Annotated in this window: 11 protein-coding genes; 7 read left to right on the forward strand and 4 right to left on the reverse strand. The window is 65.9% G+C overall.

Annotated elements, in window-relative coordinates:
• Nucleotides 1-4: 4 nt before the first annotated feature.
• Entirely contained in the window at nucleotides 5-1,447 is a 1,443-nt protein-coding gene (locus ACE3RQ_RS08415; RefSeq protein WP_374521518.1) for a TolC family protein, read from the reverse strand.
• Nucleotides 1,448-1,558: 111 nt separating this feature from the next.
• On the reverse strand, nucleotides 1,559-1,888 hold the full coding sequence (locus tag ACE3RQ_RS08420; RefSeq protein ID WP_374521519.1) for a hypothetical protein: 330 nt from the start codon (nucleotides 1,886-1,888) through the stop codon (nucleotides 1,559-1,561).
• A 426-nt stretch (nucleotides 1,889-2,314) separates the two neighbouring features.
• On the opposite strand from ACE3RQ_RS08420, the gene ACE3RQ_RS08425 reads away from it, so the two are divergent.
• Both ACE3RQ_RS08425 and ACE3RQ_RS08430 read left to right on the forward strand, forming a co-directional pair.
• Nucleotides 2,315-4,306, forward strand: coding sequence for a 7TM diverse intracellular signaling domain-containing protein (locus ACE3RQ_RS08425; protein ID WP_374521520.1), 1,992 nt, complete (start codon nucleotides 2,315-2,317; stop codon nucleotides 4,304-4,306).
• Nucleotides 4,303-5,010 carry a response regulator transcription factor gene (locus ACE3RQ_RS08430; RefSeq protein WP_374521521.1) on the forward strand — a complete coding sequence of 236 codons (708 nt, stop codon included), beginning with the start codon at nucleotides 4,303-4,305 and terminating at the stop codon, nucleotides 5,008-5,010. The genes ACE3RQ_RS08425 and ACE3RQ_RS08430 overlap by 4 nt, the downstream gene beginning before the upstream one ends.
• Before the next feature lie 157 nt (nucleotides 5,011-5,167).
• On the opposite strand, the gene ACE3RQ_RS08435 is transcribed toward ACE3RQ_RS08430, so the two are convergent.
• Together ACE3RQ_RS08435 and ACE3RQ_RS08440 are read right to left on the reverse strand one after the other, a co-directional pair.
• Complete coding sequence (locus ACE3RQ_RS08435; RefSeq protein WP_374521522.1) at nucleotides 5,168-10,465, reverse strand: peroxidase family protein; 5,298 nt, start codon at nucleotides 10,463-10,465, stop codon at nucleotides 5,168-5,170.
• 351 nt (nucleotides 10,466-10,816) lie between these two features.
• Nucleotides 10,817-14,176 carry a S8 family serine peptidase gene (locus ACE3RQ_RS08440; protein ID WP_374521523.1) on the reverse strand — a complete coding sequence of 1,120 codons (3,360 nt, stop codon included), beginning with the start codon at nucleotides 14,174-14,176 and terminating at the stop codon, nucleotides 10,817-10,819.
• Nucleotides 14,177-14,274: 98 nt separating this feature from the next.
• Here ACE3RQ_RS08440 and ACE3RQ_RS08445 point away from each other — a divergent pair, with 98 nt between their 5' ends.
• The 5 genes from ACE3RQ_RS08445 to ACE3RQ_RS08465 all read left to right on the forward strand — a co-directional run bounded on the left by ACE3RQ_RS08445 (nucleotide 14,275) and on the right by ACE3RQ_RS08465 (nucleotide 18,285).
• Nucleotides 14,275-15,513 carry a glycosyltransferase gene (locus ACE3RQ_RS08445; protein ID WP_374521524.1) on the forward strand — a complete coding sequence of 413 codons (1,239 nt, stop codon included), beginning with the start codon at nucleotides 14,275-14,277 and terminating at the stop codon, nucleotides 15,511-15,513.
• A gap of 102 nt (nucleotides 15,514-15,615) precedes the next feature.
• Complete coding sequence (locus ACE3RQ_RS08450) at nucleotides 15,616-16,206, forward strand: polymer-forming cytoskeletal protein (protein ID WP_374521525.1); 591 nt, start codon at nucleotides 15,616-15,618, stop codon at nucleotides 16,204-16,206.
• 168 nt (nucleotides 16,207-16,374) lie between these two features.
• The gene (locus ACE3RQ_RS08455) at nucleotides 16,375-16,776 is read left to right on the forward strand and encodes a polymer-forming cytoskeletal protein (protein ID WP_374521526.1); all 402 of its coding nucleotides are present in this window, start codon (nucleotides 16,375-16,377) and stop codon (nucleotides 16,774-16,776) included.
• 101 nt (nucleotides 16,777-16,877) lie between these two features.
• Nucleotides 16,878-17,825 (forward strand): M23 family metallopeptidase, encoded by a 948-nt coding sequence (locus ACE3RQ_RS08460; RefSeq protein WP_374521527.1) that lies wholly within the window; start codon nucleotides 16,878-16,880, stop codon nucleotides 17,823-17,825.
• On the forward strand, nucleotides 17,800-18,285 hold the full coding sequence (locus ACE3RQ_RS08465) for a polymer-forming cytoskeletal protein (protein WP_374521528.1): 486 nt from the start codon (nucleotides 17,800-17,802) through the stop codon (nucleotides 18,283-18,285). Before ACE3RQ_RS08460 ends, ACE3RQ_RS08465 begins: the two co-directional genes overlap by 26 nt.
• Nucleotides 18,286-18,334 lie beyond the last annotated feature (49 nt).

Below are 18,334 nucleotides of genomic sequence, written 5' to 3' on the forward strand. Positions count from 1 at the left end.
GAAATCACCAGCCCGATCGCGGCAAAGGGGCGGACGTCAGTTGAGGAACCGGCGCAACAGGGGAAGCCTCGGCCACGGGCGCGGGCGCCTCGGTCTCTGCGGGCTTGTCAGTGAGGGCGAACGAGCGGGTCTGGTCGCGCGACTGCACCAGCATGGTGTTCTCTGGCGACACCATGCCGGTCAGTATTTGCAGTCGCACCGCCGCACGCAACTGCCCCCAGGTGGCATCGGCCAGCTGGTAACGTGCCTGCGCCACCTCGCGTTGGGCGTTGAGCACATCTGTCCACCCTTTGCGTCCCACGGCGTATTGGCGAACGAAAGAGTCAAACACCTCGGTGGTGCTTTGAACCTGCTTCTCCAGGTCTCGCGCCTGAATGGCGTAGGACTTGTGATCGGCCCAGTCGGCGCTGATCTGGTCGATCAGTTCGCGGCGTGCGCTTTCCACCTGCAGGGTCAAGGCATCGGCCCGCGCCTGCGCCTCGCTGATGGCCGTGTACGACGACAGGCCCGCGCCGGTCTGGTACTCGAGGGCCACGTAGGCCTGCGTATTCGGGAAGGTACCGCCCACGGTGCGATCGACGCGCAGCTTCACCTGCGGCAAGGTGGCGCTCTTCTTGATGTCAATGTCCGCACGGGCCACATCCAGCTCGGCGCCGAGCTGGAGCAGCGAGGGCGAGTGGTCCATGGCGGCCTTGAGCAATGCCTCCAGGCTGTACTGCTCCATGTCGCGTTGCTCGGGCAACGCAATGGCGCTCACCGGGCGGCCCACCGCCTGGCCAAGGGTGGAGCGGGCGCGAATGGCCAGAGATTCCAGTTGGTTCAGCTCAGCGCGAGCCTGAACGAAGCGGGCGTTGGCCAGCACGCCATCGCTGGCCGGGCTGATGTTGCTGTCCACCCGGCGCTGAATCATCTGCGCCAGACGCAGGTGCTCGTCGACGTTGGCCCTGGCCACCTCCTGGCGCGCCTGCACTCGGGCCAACTCGGTAAAAGCGTTGAGGACCTTCAACATGATGTCGGACTGTGCCGAGCCGATGGTGTGGTCCGCCCGCCGGATGGCAGCCTGTGCACTGGCCACCTCACCGGTGATGCGCCCGCCCGTCCACAGCGCCTGCTCAACACGCAGCGTGGCGGTGCGGTTGCCCAGTCCGTCCACGCCCGACTGCCCCACCAGCGCGGGCAGCTTCTGCTGCTCGGCCATTTCAAGACGCACCTCGGCCGCGGTGCGCTCCTTCACACGAGCCGACACGCTTGGGTGCTCGTAGGCCGCCGTCTTGAGTGCGTCGGCGAGGCTGAGGGCCCGCTCCTGCGCCAACGCCTGGTGCGCGGGCAACAAGGTCAGCACAGCAGCGATCGCCACGTTGGTGAGCCTGCCGCTGAAGGTCGGGCGAGCCGGCGATGCCTGGCGATCAGCGGGTACCCAGCCGGAAAAAGAAGACGGCAGCCTCATCAAGAAAATCCTCAGTGGAATTGCGCGACACGACCCACACACAGGGGTCTCTTCCGATTGAGGTTAGCACAAAACTAACAGCGCGTCACTTTTAATGGGTACAACTGACACTTATGCCGCTTTTCTAGCGATTTGTTGGTATCTGGCCACCCAAATCACAGAGGGTGTGCGCAAGGAGTAGCCGAAACAGCGGTCGCCCACTGTCGACATTGCCCAGGTGCCCGACGGCCCGAGCGCGCCGCCCGTCAAGAGAAAAACGGCCTGCGCCACGTCTTCTCCTGGCAGGAACTCGGTGGCACGAAACTCCACATCCTCGCAACTGGCCCACCGCCCCGCGGGCAAGGCGGGCAAGGTGCGGGCGGCGAACAAAAGGCCGTGTTGGTAGAGGGTGCGGGCGCCTGGCGCGGCATCCACCGGCTGCAACCAGGCATCAAGGTCCAAGGGGGTGCGAACAGACTCGGGGTCTGCCCGTGCGACCATCGCGTCCAGGGCTTGCGGTGACATCTGACCTTAAACTGTTCGGCTACCGGATTGGTTGCTTTAAATGATAAATCAATCTCAAATCTGATATTAGTGTTTATTTGCGCATTTCAGTCACGTGGCACCATGCGCCCTGACCTGCCGCCCCGCCCTGCCGTGGCGGGCGTCAGGGGGAACAGAGAGGGTGGGAGCAGCGCCTCGGTGCGGGCGCCAGGCCATCACACCCTCCCTGGCGAAATGGCCGTCACCCGTGGTTAAAAAGACACAAAAGTGAGAACAATGTCTCAGCAGTTTGGTTTTCCTGTCCCGCCATCAGGCGGTGGCGCCAAAGGTGTCGACGCGCTGCCCCCAACTGCGCGACTGGCGCGGCAAGCCCTGCGGGTCTGGATGGCACTGGCGCTGGCGTGGGCCACCTGGATGCCAGCTCAAGCCTGGGCGTTGGCGCTCAATGAAACCAGCCCGCACCGCATCAACCTGTTCAACGAGATCGAAATTCTGGAGGACCGATCGGGCCTGATGACGCTTGAGCAGGTGAGCGCCCCCGAGCAAAAGGCCCTGTTCAAGCGCCCAGTTGCCTCCGGCGGCGAACTCAACCTGGGGTTTTCATCCTCCACCTTCTGGATCAAGTTGCCGTTGTGGCGCAGCGCCGATTCGGTGGACTACTGGCTGCTCGTGGTGGCGAATTCGCTGATCGACGAGATCGACCTTTTCATGCCCGGCCAGCCGCCGATCTTCTCGGGGGCAGCGCGGCCCATCACCCAACGGCCGGTGTTCAATCGACACTTTCTGTTCCCCTTGAAGGTGCCCACCACCGAGCAGACGGTGTTCATCCGTGTGCGCTCATCGGGCGCCCTGGCCATTCCGCTGACGCTGTGGCGGCCCATTCCCTTTGGCCAGTCCAACATCATCTCCACCCTGCTGCAGGGGCTGTACCAGGGCGGGCTGCTCACCATCCTCACCTACAACTTTCTTGTCTACCTGACGCTGCGCGACCGGCGCTACCTTTTGTATTCGGCCTACAGCCTGTCGCTGTGCGCGGCCATGATCGCGGCCAATGGTTATGGCCGCCTGTTCCTGTGGCCCGGGTGGGCGGGCTTTGACCGAATCTCGCTGAATATGTTTTTCAGCCTGGCGGGGGCATCGGCCGTTGCGTTCTCGTCAGCGTTTCTCAACCTGCAGACCCGCCTGCCGAGGCTGCACAGGTCGTTGAAGTTCATGGTCGGCGCGCAGCTGGTCTTTGCGCTGCTGTTTCTGGTGGCGGGCTCGCTGGCGTGGTCGGTCACGCCGATCATCCGGGGCCACCTGATCTTGTCGGTGGTCATGGTGGGCCTGGTGATTTCGGCCTCTGTGCATCTGTTGCGCCGGGGCTTCACCGATATCCGGTTCTTTCTGCTCTCGTGGGGTGTGCTGGGCGTGGGGGTGCTGGTGGCGGTGGCCCATGCCTTTGGCCTGCTACCGTCGAACCTGCTCACCGCCAACGCCATCCAGATCGCTTCTGCCGCCGAAATGATGCTGCTGGCGCTGGCGCTGGCCGACCAGATTCGCGAGGAGCGCGAGCACAGCATTCGGCAGCAGCGCCTGGCCATTGAGCAACTGCGCCAGGCAGAGTCCAGGCTGGAGGCCACGGTGCAAGAGCGCACCAAGGAGCTTCAGACCGCGCTGAATCAGGAAACCCAGCTGCGCGAGCAGCAGGTGCGCTTCGCTGCCATGATCTCGCACGAGTTCCGCAACCCGCTGGCCATCATTGATGGGCAACTCACCCTGCTCACCAAGGAGCACGAGCGCGGCATTGATCGCCTGGACAAGCGGGCCTCGATCATCGAGGGGGCCGTGCGGCGCCTGACCGCCATGTTTGACCGCTGGCTGGAGAGCACCCGCCTGAACCGTTCACCCAAAGACCTGGACCGCCGCCTGCTGGACCTGGTGCCTTGGCTGCACCGCCAGATGCAGACCAACGCCTTTCGCCTGTCGGCGCACAAGCCCGTGCTGGACGTGCACCACCCCCAACTGCTCGTGTGGGCCGACGAGTACCTGCTGGAGATCGCGTTGGGCAATCTGCTGGACAACGCCGCCAAGTACTCAAGCCCGGGCAGCGAGATCCGCATCGAGACCCGTGCACGCGATGGCTGGGTGGGCATTGCCGTGATCGACCAGGGCCAAGGCATTGCCGAGCACCACCGCGACTCGGTGTTCAAGGAGTACCTGCGCGTTGCGCCGGAAGGCCCGGTGCGCGGCCTCGGGCTGGGCCTGTCGATCGCCAAGGACATCGTGGACGCACACAACGGCCGCCTGGAGCTGATCAGCCGCATCGGCCAAGGGTCTGATTTCTGTTGCTGGCTGCCGGCAGCCGCCCCGAGTGACGAGACAATTCCCCGATGAACACTCACACCAAATCCCCTGCCCCCATTGCCGTGTTGGTCGTCGAGGACGAAGACGATCTGCGCGACAGCCTGGTGGAGTACCTGGCGCTGGAGGGCTTCGCCGCCGAGGGGGTAGCCAACCTGGCCGCCGCCACGGAGTGGCTGCACAAAGGCAAAGTGGACATCGTGGTGCTGGACCTTGGCCTGCCCGATGGCGATGGCATGCAGTGGCTGGCCCAGACCCCGGCCGTCAAGGGCAAGGGCGTGATCATCACCACCGCGCGTGGCGCCCTGGAGGAGAGAATCCGAGGGGTGGAGACCGGCGCCGATCTGTACCTGGTGAAACCGGTGCCGCTGGCCGAGCTGGCCGCCCTGGCCAAGCGCCTGGCGCAGCGGCTGACGGCTGCACCTGTGCAACAGCCCTGGCGGCTGAGCCCCCTCAACTGGACGCTGGAGAGCCCGGACGGCAAGTCCATGCGACTGACCCATTCGGAGCGGGTGGTGCTGGGCGAACTGGCCGCGGTGCCCGGGCAGGCCGTGAGCCGGGCCGACCTGGCGGTGGCGTTGGGCCACGACACCACCCCCGCCGACCTCAAGCGCCTGGAAATTCTGGTGCACCGCCTGCGCACCAAGGTCAAGACCCAGTTTGACCTGGTGCTGCCCCTGGAGACCGTGCACGGCCACGGCTACGCCTTCGCCGACCAGATCGAAGTTGTCGCCTGATCGTCTGAGCGCCCGGACCAGCGGCTGAACCCGGCAGCCGCACCCACCAAGAAAAAACGCCCCGCTGACGCGGGGCGTTTTGCTGTTGATCGCCAACCAAGGCCGCCTTCGCACGGACCGCCGAAGGCGGCCTGTGCGAAGCACGGGAAGGGCGGCGTCAGATCACCCGGAAATCCTGGTTGGTGAGGTTCAGGTTCGGGTTGAGCTGGGCGAACTGCACCGCCTGGAAGTTGGCACCGCTACCGTCCGCATCCCACGACAGGGCACCGGTGGTGCTGTTGTAGATGATGCGATCGGTGGCGTCCACCTGGCCCAGGGTGGCCGTGGTGACCTGGCGGAAAGCCGCGGCATTCAGCGTGGCGTTGGTGGCACCCAGACCGGTGAACACGGAGCCCGCCAGCCAGATGGTGTCGTTGTTGCCGTTCACGTTCGGGCTGAAGTCCGTGATGGTGTCCAGGTTCGTCGCGCTCGGGGCGGTGTTGAACACGAACACATCGTTGCCCGTGCCACCGCTGAGGGTGTCGTTGCCCAGGCCACCGTTGAGGGTGTCGTTGCCCGCCAGGCCGTTGATGGCCTCGGACTGCGTGGTGCCGTTGAGGGTGTTGCGGCCCGTGGTGCCGTTGATGGTCGGGCCCGTGCCGGGGTTCTGCGGCTGGTTGCCACCACCGCCAGCGGTCACGCCGATGAAGTCGGTCGCCAGAAGCGTGGGCGGCAAGGAGTTGATGGTCAGCGCGATGGAGAATTCCACCGTGTTGTTGTTGTTGTCGGTGTTGGCTTCCACCACCACCTGACCAGTGCCCAGGTCCACGCGGTAACGCAGCTGACCTTGCGCACTGAAGGCAGCATCGGCGATCCAGGCAAACGAGTTGATGGTGCCACCCGGACGGGCGTCGATCGCGCTCAGGTCGATCTGGTCCACACCCGACTCGAAGTCGAGGATCGTGTCGCGGGTGGCCACGGTGTTGCCCGTGTCGGCCGCGGCGGTGAACACAAACCGGTCGGCTCCAGCGCCACCGCGCAGGGTGTCGGCCCCGGCGCCGCCGATGATGCGGTCCACACCGTCGCCACCGTTGAGCTGGTCGTTGCCTGCACCACCCACCAGGGAGTCGTTGCCGGCATCGCCGTTGAGCACGTCATCGCCATTGCCGCCGGTGAGCGTGTCGTTGCCAGCCCCGCCGTGCAGGGTGTCCAGACCGTCCAGGCCCGACAGGTTGTCGTTGCCACCCGCGCCGGTGATGATGTTGTCCAGCGCGTTGCCCGTGCCGGTGAAGTTGCCAGCACCGGTGTAGGTCAGGTCTTCAAGGAACTGGCGCAGGGCCGGGGTGGACAGGTTGTAGGTGCCCAGGGTGGTCTCCACCCGGTCGGCGGTGCTCTGCACCAACAGGGGGATGTTGGCGCCCGTCAGCGGATCGACCGCCAGCAAGCCGGTCACCGGGTCGATCTCCCAGCCTTCGATGATCACGTCGTTGGCGCTGTCGACCACGTAGACGTCATCGCCCAGGCCACCAGTGAGCGTGTCGTTGCCGGTGCCGCCGTTGAGGGTGTCGTTGCCGTCACCGCCAGTGACGATGTCGTTACCGGCACCACCGTCGATGTTGAAGTCGATGGCCACCAGCACCGGGTTGCCCAGCGCATCGGTGCCGATCACGGGCGCGCCGAAGATGTCGGCGATCTGGAAGCCGGCGCTGGCGCCCGTGCTGGCCAGCAGGTCAAGCTGAAGCAGCCCGTTGCTCAGGATCGGCAGACCGGTCAGGGGATCGGTGATGTAGGTGTTGACGATGGTGGCACCGCCCACCAGCGTGTCGTTGTAGCGGGTACCGATCAGGCCTTCCACGTCGATGAAGGTGTCAAACGGCACCGCCACCACGGCCGGGTTGGGCACGCTCATGTTGATGTTGATGCCGGTGCGGGCACCGCCGGCCACGGGCACGGTGCCGTTGCTGGCAGAGTAGTCCACCACGTCATAACCCAGGCCGCCGTCCATGGCGTTGCCCAGGCCTTCGCTGCTGGCCTCCATGATGAACTGGTCGTTGCCCAGGCCACCGGTGAGCAGGTTCAGGCCAGTGCCACCGTAGATCACGTCGTCGCCGTCGCCGCCGTCGATGCCATCGTCACCACCACCGCCGTAGAGGGTGTCGTTGCCGTCACCGCCGGCCATCAGGTCGGCGTCACCAATGGCGTCCATCACGCCCGCGGCGTTGACCACGCCGTTGTCGCCGTACATCAGGTCATTGCCCGTACCGCCTTCCATCACGTCGGCACCAGCGCCACCGTACAGGGTGTCGTTGCCCGAGCCGCCGAACACCTGGTCAAGGCCCAGGCCGGCGTTGATGCGGTCGTTGCCGGCATCGCCCCAGATCAGGTCATCGCCGTCGGCGTCGGTGATCACGTCATCACCGTCTTCACCGTGCAGGTAGTCGTTGCCCAGGCCACCGTCGATGGTGTCGTTGCCGGCCTTGCCCCAGATGGTGTCATTGCCGCCCAGGCCGTTGATGCGGTCGTTCCTGTCGGTGCCGGCAATGATTTCGCTGGCGTTGCCTTTGCCGTTGGGGTTGAGCACGCCACGGGCGTCCAGGTAGTCGCCCGGGTTGCCGTAGAAGGTGTAGCCGGTGGCAGCGGAGCCCACCCAGCCGGCGGTGCTCACCTTCACGGTGTTGCCGTGCACATCGGTGGCGTTCACGGTATTGGCCGCGGCGCTGAGCTGCGACAGCGACAGGAACACGCGGTCGGTGGCGGTGCCCAGGTTCACGCTGCTGTCGGGCGTGGAGAAGATGTCGGTGTAGAGGTTCTCCACACCGGTGCTGCGCATCACCAGGTCAGAGAACAGCTGCGCCTCGATCTCGGCCAGGATGTTGGTGCCAGCCAGGCGGTTGAGGTAGTAGAAGCGGTCGGCGTTCTGCAACTCGATCATCTGCTTGGCGAAGATGAAATCGAAGGTGCTGCCCAGCATGCCACCGGTCACCGGGCGCTCGGCCAGGCCGCCCACCCACAGGTCCACGGCGTTGAAGCCCTGGTCGTAGAGCATGAAGGTCGGGTCGGCGATGGCCGCCTTCGCGGCCGCCAGCAGGGCGTCTGCGTATTCCTTGGCCTCGGCCGCGTTGGCGGAGTTTTGCAGGGCCGTCCATTGCGTCAGCGTTTTGGTGCTGGCGAACTGGGTCAGGATGGCGTCGCGCGAGTACGCCATGATGAAGTTCTGCAGGGCCTCGGGGTGGGTCAGGCCGGCGGCGAACTCTTCCCAGTTGGTGTAGGGCTTGAGGTGCAACACACCTTGGTTGTACAGATCGGCACGCACCTGGTTGAGGGTCATGATGCCGGCGTCACGGCCACGCACGATGTTCAGGGTGGCCAGGTCCAGCGGCAGGCCCACCAGGTTGTTGCGCAGGGCGTCGGTCACCCACACGTCAATGCCGTTGCCCACGGCCTGCGAGCCGCCAATGGCGAATTCGCCAGCGGTGGTGCTGCCGTAGGCCAGCGGGTTCAGGAAGGCCTCGATCAGGCCCATGGACTTGTCGGCCCCGGTCGTCACGTCGGTCAGGTTCACCGTGTCGGTGAGCATGGAGTGGCCAAAGCGGTACACCGCGTGGGCGAACTCGGCGGTGACCGCCGGGTCAATGGTGGCGTCGTAAGCGGCGAAGGCGTTGATGTTGGGGCTGAGCTTGCGCACGAACTCACCGAACACCAAGTGCTGGTATTCCATTTCGGTGATCAGCTTGGCCGCCTGGAAGAACATCTCGCCAGTCCACTGACCGGCCATGTCGGCGCGGCCCGCGTGGGTCACGCCGTGGCTGTCCACACCACCCAGCACCATGGCCTTGATGTCTTGCAGCACACGGTTGTGCTCAGCGTGGAACACATCGTGAATGGCGGTCAGGCCGATGTTCTCGTTCGCGCGGCCGTCGCCGGCGATGAAGTGGGCGTCGAGCAGTTCGTTGTCGTACGACACGCCACGGGCGGCAGCGCCCACTCCGGTACCGGCGGCCACGGTATCCGCATCGGCCACCAAGCCGGCACCCGGTGCGGCGCCGTGGGCGATGTCGTCCAGGAAGGCCGCACCGATGGTCATGAGGTGCAGGCTGCCCATGTCGGCGTCGGACAAGGTCACCGCGCGTTCATTGGCGTCGAGCACCGCCGAGGCGTTGGCAGCGTCGCTGTTGTTGACGTAATAGACCTCGCCAGTCACCACGTGACGCGCCACCAGCCAGGCGCTGCCGTCGATGATCTTGGGCGTGCCATCGGTGTTCAGCAACACCTCGGGAATGTCGTGCACGTCGATGTCGTTGAGGGTGATGCCGATGCGCAATGCATTGGCCTTCACGTCGGCCCAGGTGGCCATGCCGCCATCAGCGCCGCTCAGCAGGGCACCGGTGATGTCGCCATTGGCGTCGTACTCGCGCACGAACACGGTGTGGCTGGCCTGCGAGCCGTAGGACTGGCTCAGGTCGATGAAGGGCGAGGTGGTGTTGACGCTCTCGTTCACCGGGGCGGTCAGCACCAGCTTGTTGGCGTCGGCGCCGGTGCCCACACTGGCGGTCACGCCGGTTTCGATCGACTTGGCGTTGATCGCAGCCACCACCTGCGCCATGGTGCTGTTGTCGGCGATGGTGATCACGGTGTTGTTCAACACCAGCACGCCGCCGTTGTTGCCCACGTTGGCGAAGGCAGCACCGGTGACCGTGCCCGGGGTGCGGGCTTCGGTCAGGCCCAGGGTGGTGAGCAGGTCGTCGGTGGAGGTGACGTCAACATCCACCTGAATGGTGTTGGTGCGCGAGGCGTAGATGGCGTTGCCGGTGCGCGAGTTGGCGGCGTACAGCGAATCGGTGGGCTTGAGCGGCACGATGATCGAGCCGTTGGCGCCCTTGTGCACGAAGTCCAGGCCGTGGTCGAAGAACTGGCCGAACATCGTGGTGAACGTGCTGTAGGGCAGCGGGTTCACGTTGCCAGTGAACGGGTTCAGGCGACCGCCCGGCGTGAGGGACGGGTCATCCAGAACGGCCAGCTTCTGCTGGCCAGTGGTGGTGTAGCCCAGGGCCGCCAGCGCGTCAGCGTCTTGGTTGGCGATCAGGTTGCTCACCACGCGGGCGTCGGCGTCGGTGATGTTGCCGTTGCCCGCCGGATAGGAAATGCCCGTGCGGGGGGTGATGGAGCCGGGAGGCGTGAGGTTCGAGGGCGTGAAGCCGTTGGCGAAATTGGGCGTGGAGGCGTTGGGGTCAATGGCCGGTGCGGGAGCGGGAGCCAGGTCGGGCACGTCACCAGGCACCGAAGCGTTGCCCGTCACGCGCGGGAAGGCCAGCGAGGTGTTGCCCCAGGTGGGGTTGAGCACGTTGTTGCCCACACCAGCCACGTCGCGAATGCCGGTGGGGTCGTTCACCGTGCCCAGGGGGGCGTTGCGCGGGTCGTTGCCGGGCAGCGTGAGCTGGGCAAACAGGAAGTCAATGTCGGTCTGGTTCAGTTGCATAGCAGTCTCTTCTCGGGCGGTTGACGTAACCAAGGACACGCGCCCACTCCCGTAGCACGCTGAAGCCCTCAGATTGAAAATGGTTTTCGCGTTTTCATGATATTTGTAACATATTTATGTGTCAAATCAGTTTTGAGAGAAACGTGTAAAAACCGGCTCGACGCACCAAACGGGTGCCAATCCCTGCCCATTTGGCCTCGAAAATATCTGCCAAGAATATGAATGGCGACAATCAATGCAAGTGTCGCGCGGGGGGAGAAGAGCGCGCCAGACACGGCGGCACGACATCTGACCCGTCCTGTGTCGCCTGTCGCTGGCCGATGGCCGCCCTGCTGGTGAGCGGCCAGGCCCTCAAATCACCACAAACTGCGCGGCACCAAGGGAGCCGGTGAGCCCGGTGAGGGTGGCGAAGTGGATGGCGGCCGCCGCGCCCGTGCCATCGGCGTCGTAACGCAAGTCGCCCGTGCCCTGGTCGAAGAGGATTCGGTCGTCGGCCTGGGTGGCCGCGGTGCCGGTGTTGAAGGCGCCGGCCGTGAGGGCGCCGGTGGTGCGCAGCGCGGCGAAGATGGCGTTGTTTTCGAGGTGAATGAGGTCTTCGCCCACCACAAAGCCTTCGATGAGGTCAATGTTGGTGGGCCCGAGGGCGGCGTTGAACACCAGCACGTCGCGCCCTGCCCCACCCACCAGCGTGTCGGCGCCCGCGCCACCCGCCAGGGTGTCGTTGCCAGCGGCGCCACTGAGGCGGTTGGCGCCGGCGTCGCCAGTGAGGCGGTCGGCACCGCTGCCACCTTCGAGGTTTTCTACGCCATGGCCGGCCTGCACACGATCAGAGCCCGCGCCCCGGGTGTTCTGGCTGGCGTTGGAGGCCAGGCTGAAGGTGACAGCCCCGGTGGTGCCGCTGTAGCTGATGGTGTCGATGCCGGCACCGCCCACAAAGGTGTCGTTGCCGGCCCCGCCAATGAGCGTGTCGTCTCCGTCGCCGCCGTTGAGCGTGTCGTTGCCGGCCAGGCCGAGCAGGCGCTCGGACGCGGCCGTGCCGGTAAGGGAGTCGGCCCCGGCGGTGCCGGTGATGTCGGCACCTCCCCCTGACGGCGGCGGCGGCGGCGGCGGCGCGGGTGGCGGGGGCGGCGGCGGGGCAGACCCATCAAGTGCCACGGTCTGGTCGGCGAAACGGGCCAGCTCCATGCCAATCAGGGTGTCGCTGCCGTCGGTGCCGGTCACGAGCCAGTCGCTGCCGCTGAGCACCAGCGTGTAAGCCGATCGGTTGCCGCTGAACACGGCGGTATCAGTGCCCGTGCCGCCCACCAGGGTGTCGTTGCCCGCCCCGCCCCTGAGGGTGTCGTCGCCCGTGGACCCGTCGATTCGGTTTGCTCCGGCATCGCCGGTGAGTGTGTCGTTGCCGGCGCCGCCCAGCAGGTGCTCTACGCCGTGGCCTGAGCGCACACGGTCGCTGCCCGCGCCGCCGGTGGCTTGCGCCGTGGTGATGGCCAGGCTGAAGGTGATGGCGGCGTTGGCGTCTTCAAAGCTGATGGTGTCGCTGCCGGCGCCACCCACGAAGCTGTCGTTGCCCAAGCCTCCAATCAAGGTGTCGTCGCCGTCGCCGCCCACCAGCGAGTCGTTGCCAGCCAGGCCGAGCAATCGCTCGGCGGCGGCGGTGCCGGTGAGGGTGTCGTTGGCAGCGGTGCCGACGATCTCGGCCGGTGGCGGTGGGGGCGCAGGGGGGGGCGGCGGTGGGGGCGGCGGTGGTGGTGAGGCTACCAGGGGGCTGTCGATCGTGTGGTCGTCGAATTGCAGGCGCTCAATGCCCCGCAGCACATCGGTGCCGTCGGCCCCCTGCACCACCAGTTCAAGGCCGACCACTTGCACGCGGTATTGGGCGGCGAGGCCGGCGAACACGGCCACGTCCACGCCGGCGCCGCCATCCAGCGTGTCGTTGCCCAGGCCGCCAATGAGGGTGTCATCGCTGCGCATCCCCAGCAAGTGGTTGCCCAGTTCGTTGCCGGTGAGCCGGTCCAGACCATCGCCGGCCACGGCGTGCTCGATCCAGGTACCGGCGGCCACGGTGGTGAAAGTGCGCGCGTCCAGGGTGTTGCGCTGGCCAGGGCGCAAGTCCAGGGCCAGGTTGCCGTACATGGCCGCGGCGTTGAGCCAGTCCACCCCGCCGTTGGCGTCGATCAGCGTGGCCCGGGCGCCCTGCCCGGCCTGGGCCGTGGCGAGGAACACCTCATCGGTGTAGTGGTACACGTCGTCGGGGCTGATGTCGGCGCCATAGGCGGTGAGCGTCAGGCCCGATAGCAGTCCGGTGCCGCCGGCCACGGTGTCGCGCAACTCCACCGTCCAGACGCCGGCCGAGGTTTCGCAGCGGAAACCTTCCACGCCCAGCGTGTACTGCAAGCCAAACGCCGCCGTGCCTGCGCTGGCCGATGAGCCGTCGAACACCATGTACCCCGTGCCCAGTGGCGAGGTCAGCCACACCTCGACCTGGCGCAGGTCGTCGTGGGTGAGGGACACATTCAGTGCCACGTGCTCGATGGCGATGTTCTGCGCCATGTCCAGGCGGCACACCAGACTGCCCATGTCGGTGGTCTGCAGGTCCAGGCCCTGCGCACTGACCTGGGCCATGCGCTCATTGGCGCTGGTGGCCGCCACTGGGTACAGCAGGCTCCACACCTCGGCCATCCGCACCGCGTTGTACACGTTGAGCATGCCGTAGCCGTAGTCCTGGCTGTAGAACAGGCCGCCGCCGTTCCAGTCGTTGTCGCGGTTGGCCTGCCAGCCAAACGTGTCCGATGTGCTGGCCACACCGCCGTAAAGACTGCCGGCCCCCACCGAGGAATGCACCAGGATGCTTTGCACGTCGCGCCAGCCCAATTGGCCGTTGGCCTGCAGCATCAGGGCAATCGCCCCGGTGGTGATGGGCGCCGAGGCCGAGGTGCCACCGAAGCTAGCGGTGTAGTCGCCGTTGAGCAGGCCGTCGTAGCCCTGGCCAGCGCCGATCAGGTCGGTGGTGACCGAGCCCGCCGGGGCGCTGATCAGGATGTGCGCCCCATAGGCGGAATACGAGGCCGAGAAACCCGAGACATCGGTGGCCGCCACGCTGATGGTGTGGCGCGAGGCGTCCAGCGCATCGCCATTGCCGTCCACCCCGTGGTTGCCGGCCGACTTCACGGTGATGGTGCCAAGGCCGCCACGCCCCAGGCGGGCGGCCAGCTCAAACAGGGCCACGTCGTCCTGCATGGCGTAACTGGGGTAGGCGCCGTAGCTGTGGTTGGTGATGTCAAAGCGCGTGAGCGACGTGAGCGTGATCAGGTAACGCGCCCATTGCAGGTTGATGTCGTCCTGACCGCCAAAAATGCGCACCCCAGTGACCGAGGCATCAAAGGCCACGCCCACGCCCCCGCGGCTGTTGTTGTCGGCCACGATCAGGCCGCCCACAGCGGTGCCGTGCGCCGCCCCAGCAAGGGGCAGGCCGTCGTTGAGCTGGCCCTGCACCGTGATGTTCAACGCAGCGTAGTGGTTGGACACCAGGTCCCAGTGGTTGGCCTGCACGCCGTCGTCCCACAGGCCGATGCGCACGCCGGCGCCGGTGTACTGCGACCACACGCGCTCAATGCCCACGTTGTCAGCGCCCAGCAGCCCAAGCGAGCCTATCTGGGCCAGGTGCCACTGGCTGGCGTATAGCGGATCGGTGGGGCGCAGCGTGGTGATCACGTCATGGCCCTCACGTTTGCTTGCCGAGACTTTTGGTTCACGGTGCACCCTTGGTAGTTTTGGTGTTTTATATAATGAAACCAATATCAGAGTTATTTATGAGAATACTCTTCATTCACCAGAACTTCCCAGGGCAATTTCGTCACCTGGCCTTGGCGCTCAAGGCCGATGGGCACGACGTCCGGGCACTGGCGATGGGGGGTGCCGGGCTGCCCGCCATTCCCATGACGCGCCACCAGACGCAGACACCGCCCTCCGGCGGCAGTGGCGCGCCCTGGCTGAAAGAGTTCGAGAGCAAGGTGTTGCGCGGGGCGTCGGCGCTGGGTGCAATGGTGGCGCTGGACCAGAACGGCTGGCACCCCGATCTGGTGGTGGCCCACCCCTCGTGGGGCGAGGCCCTGTTCGTGAAAGACCTTTGGCCGCGCGCCAAGCTGCTGTGCTACCTGGAGTTTTTTTACGCCAGCGAGGGCCGCGACGTGGGGTTCGACCCTGAGTTCGGCCAGCCCGACCTGGGCGTGCGCAGCCAGTTGCGCCTGAAAAACGCGGTGCACCTGCTGGCCCTGGAGGCCATGGACCTTGGGCTGGCGCCCACCCAGTGGCAGCGCGCGAGCTTTCCGGGGTCTGCCCAGGCCAACATTGAGGTGGTGTTTGACGGCATCGACACCGCTCGCGTGCGGCCCAACGCCGCCGCCGAGGTAGTGCTGCGTTCGGCCAGCGGGCAGGAGCGCCGCCTGAAGGCCGGCGACGAGGTGCTCACCTTCGTCTCGCGCCAGCTTGAGCCTTACCGGGGCTACCACCAGTTCATGCGGGCGCTGCCAGCGGTGCTCAAGGCGCGGCCGCAGGCGGTGGCGGTGATCGTGGGCGGCTCCAAGGTGAGTTATGGGCCAGCCGCCCCCAACGGCCAAAGCTGGCGCGACATCTTTCTGCAAGAGGTGCAGCCACAGCTGGACATGGAGCGCGTGTTCTTTCTGGGGCAGGTGGAATACGAGCGCTATCTGCAACTGCTGCAGGTGAGCGCCTGCCACGTGTACCTCACCTACCCCTTCGTGCTCTCCTGGAGCTGCGTGGAGGCCTTGGCAGCCGGCTGCCTGGTGGTGGGCTCGCGCACGGCGCCAGTGCAAGAGTTCATCGAGCACCAAAAAAACGGCCTGCTGGTGGACTTCTTCCAGCCCGATGCGCTGGCCGCTCAGGTGGTCGAGGCGCTGTCCCACCCTGAGCGCCACGCGCCGCTTCGCCAGCGCGCCCGCGAGTGGGCCGTTGAGCGCCACGATCTTCGCCAGCACGCCCTGCCGGGGCAGCGCGCGGTGATCGAGCGCCTGATGGGTGGCATGGCCTGAACGTGCAGTGCGTCACGCAAGGTCCAATTCGTCATTTGACAGTCACAGTTATATGTGTCATTTTTGCGATAATGAAATCACAAACCTAACTAGACTAATGACATGAAAGAAGCCGACAACAAGGTGGTGACGCCCCTGACCCAAGCCATGCCGTCCCATGTGGACGCCAAGGGCAAGTCCAATGTGCGGCCCATCGTTCCCTTGGGCAGTCAGGACATCCACGTCGGCCCCCAGACTCGCCTGAGTGGTGGCTTCAATACCCTGGGCATGATGATCGTGGACGGCCGGGTAGACCAGGCCGATATCGACGCAGACCGCCTGGTGGTCAGCCACATTGGCGAACTGCGCGGCCGCGCCAACGTACACCGCGCCGAAATCAGCGGCGTGTTTGATGGGGAGTTGGTGGCCGGCGACGAAGTGATCGTTCGCCCCACCGCCCGCATCGCCGGCGTGGTGCGCTGCCAGCGGCTGGTGATCCACCGCGGTGCGCGCATCGAGTGCAGCTTCTCGTGTGACCCCGAAGAGACCGATGCCCCTGCCGCCAGCAACGACGTCAGCCAGCGCGGCCGTGTGGCCCCTGCTCGCAAGCTCACGCGCGACCGCCGCAGCTTCCTGGCGGGCGTGGCCACCGTGTTTGCGGTGTTTGGCGCCGTGGCCATGCTCAACACCCTGCGCACCATGCTCTTGAGCTGACGCCCGGGCGCGGCGGGCCTGCCCGCTGGCCGTGCCACCCAGGGGCGCCTTGCCATCAGCCTGTTCATCACACCCTGCTCCGCCACGGCGATGGACACCCCATTTCCCACGGACCTGCCGGCCACTTGAGCCGCACCGGCAGCCGTCCTCATTTCCCAAGAAGGCGCCATGAACGACAACAGCGACCAAAAAGGCAACATCATCATTGGCGACGGCGTCACCGTGAACGGATCGTTCACCGTGCCCGGCAAGGCCATGATCAATGGCTCTCTGCAGGGCGAGCTGGTGGCCGATGAAATGACCATCGGCCCGCAAGGCAAGGTGCAGGGCAAGGTGAAGGTTCGCAAGGCCGATGTGCACGGCGAATCGCACGAGAGCATCACCGCCTCCGAGTACCTCATCATCCGCAGCACCGGCCAGATCCACGGCGTGGCCAGCTACGGCAAGATCGAAATCGAGCGTGGTGGCCTGATCACCGGCTCGGTGTCGCCCAGCCCCGACAAGGCTTCCACCAAGCCCGCCCCCGACAAGGCCTCGATCCCGGTCCTCAACAACCGCGTTGAGGGTTGAGAGCCACCATGCGGTTAACGGCGGCGGTGGGACCTTGGAGCGCGTGGCCCGCACAGGCGGGCAGGTCGCTCTATGCGCTCTGGCATCGCGAGTTCCACGATGTGCGGATCATCGTGGAGCAACAGGGCGAGTTGCACTATTTCTCGATCAAACGCCAGTTCCAGCGGGCGGTGGTGCGCAGCCTCATGGTGGCCAGCCTGGCGGCCGTGGCCATCGTGACGGCGCTGAGTGCGCTGGCCGTGTACCTTCACTTGCAGAAGTCCCAACTGGAGCGTTCGCACCAGGAAATTTTCATGGCCTTGGTGGGCTCCACCGACGGTGCCGAGGGCATGGACCGTGATGCGGTGCAGGCCGAGATGCTCACCCTGGCCCAGACGATCCGCGAGCGCGACATGGAGATTCGCCGCTACGTGGACTCCGCCACCACCGATATCCAGGCCCAGAACGATTCGCTGCGTTCGCGGCTGGAGTCGTCTGGCCTGACGGAGAAAGCGATCAAGGTCATTCACAGCAGCACGCCAATGGGCGGCTTCGCGCCCAGCCGCGACCAGCAAATCGACCCGCTGCTGCGCAAGGAATTTGCCGAGCACAGCGCCGCCAACCGTGAGTTGCGCGATGTGCTGTCCGCCCTGCCCAGCCAGTTGCCGCTGCGCAACCACCAGCTCACCTCGTCGTTCGGCATCCGCAAGCACCCGGTGCATGGCGTGCCCCGGCTGCACGCGGGCATCGACCTGATTTCTGACCTCAGCGACAACGTGTTCCCGGCCAAGGCCGGCCGGGTGGTGCTGGCGCGCCCCTACAACGATTACGGCAACACGGTCATCGTCAGCCATGGGCGCGGCGTGGAAACGCTGTACGCCCACCTCGCCTCGATCAAGGTGCGCGAGGGCCAGGAGGTGGACCTGGACACGGTGCTGGGCCTGGTGGGCAACACCGGCACCTCCACCGGCAAACACCTGCATTTCGAAGTCTCGGTCGGTGGCTACCCGGTCGATCCGCTGAAGGTCATCAACACGGCGCAATATGTTCAACAAGCGAAAAACCAGTGACGGCGCCCTGTCGGGCGCCATTGAAGCCCCGGGCCTTCCCCTGCCGGGCACCGGCAACGAGGCCCCGGCATCACCCGCTCCACAGCCCGAAGGCAAGCCCACGGCGGAATCGCGCCGCGCGCCCTCCATCGCCCCGCTGCAATCGTCAGACAAGCCAGCCATCATCAGCGAGGGCTTCTCGGTGGTGGGCGAACTGCGCTCGCCCCAGGGCGTGCTGCACGTCGAGGGCCGCGTGAACGGCACCCTGGCGGCACAGAGCATTCACATCAGCGGCACGGGCGAGGTCCAGGGCGAGGTGAGCTGCACCAGCCTGAGCATCAAGGGCAGCTTCACCGGCTCGGCCGTTTGCGATGAATTGGTGGTGGCCAGCTCGGCCGTCATCAATGGCAAGATCGGCTACCGCTTCCTCACCGTTGGCGCAGGCGCCAGCATCGACGGCGAGCTCACGCACATCAGCTGATGGCCCACAGGGCCTGACCCGCCGCGCAGGTCAGGCCTCTGGGTGCGCG

The sequence above is a fragment of the Hydrogenophaga sp. genome, from assembly GCF_041913525.1.
In the GTDB taxonomy this organism is placed as follows: domain Bacteria; phylum Pseudomonadota; class Gammaproteobacteria; order Burkholderiales; family Burkholderiaceae_C; genus Hydrogenophaga.

What these genes read in the sequence shown, in the direction of transcription:
- ACE3RQ_RS08445 (WP_374521524.1), top strand. Translation starts at nt 14,275, where the DNA reads ATGAGAATACTCTTCATTCACCAGAACTTCCCAGGGCAATTTCGTCAC.
- ACE3RQ_RS08450 (WP_374521525.1), top strand. Translation starts at nt 15,616, where the DNA reads ATGAAAGAAGCCGACAACAAGGTGGTGACGCCCCTGACCCAAGCCATG.
- ACE3RQ_RS08425 (WP_374521520.1), top strand. Translation starts at nt 2,315, where the DNA reads ATGGCACTGGCGCTGGCGTGGGCCACCTGGATGCCAGCTCAAGCCTGG.
- ACE3RQ_RS08435 (WP_374521522.1), bottom strand. Translation starts at nt 10,465, where the DNA reads ATGCAACTGAACCAGACCGACATTGACTTCCTGTTTGCCCAGCTCACG.
- ACE3RQ_RS08415 (WP_374521518.1), bottom strand. Translation starts at nt 1,447, where the DNA reads ATGAGGCTGCCGTCTTCTTTTTCCGGCTGGGTACCCGCTGATCGCCAG.
- ACE3RQ_RS08430 (WP_374521521.1), top strand. Translation starts at nt 4,303, where the DNA reads ATGAACACTCACACCAAATCCCCTGCCCCCATTGCCGTGTTGGTCGTC.
- ACE3RQ_RS08465 (WP_374521528.1), top strand. Translation starts at nt 17,800, where the DNA reads ATGTTCAACAAGCGAAAAACCAGTGACGGCGCCCTGTCGGGCGCCATT.
- ACE3RQ_RS08455 (WP_374521526.1), top strand. Translation starts at nt 16,375, where the DNA reads ATGAACGACAACAGCGACCAAAAAGGCAACATCATCATTGGCGACGGC.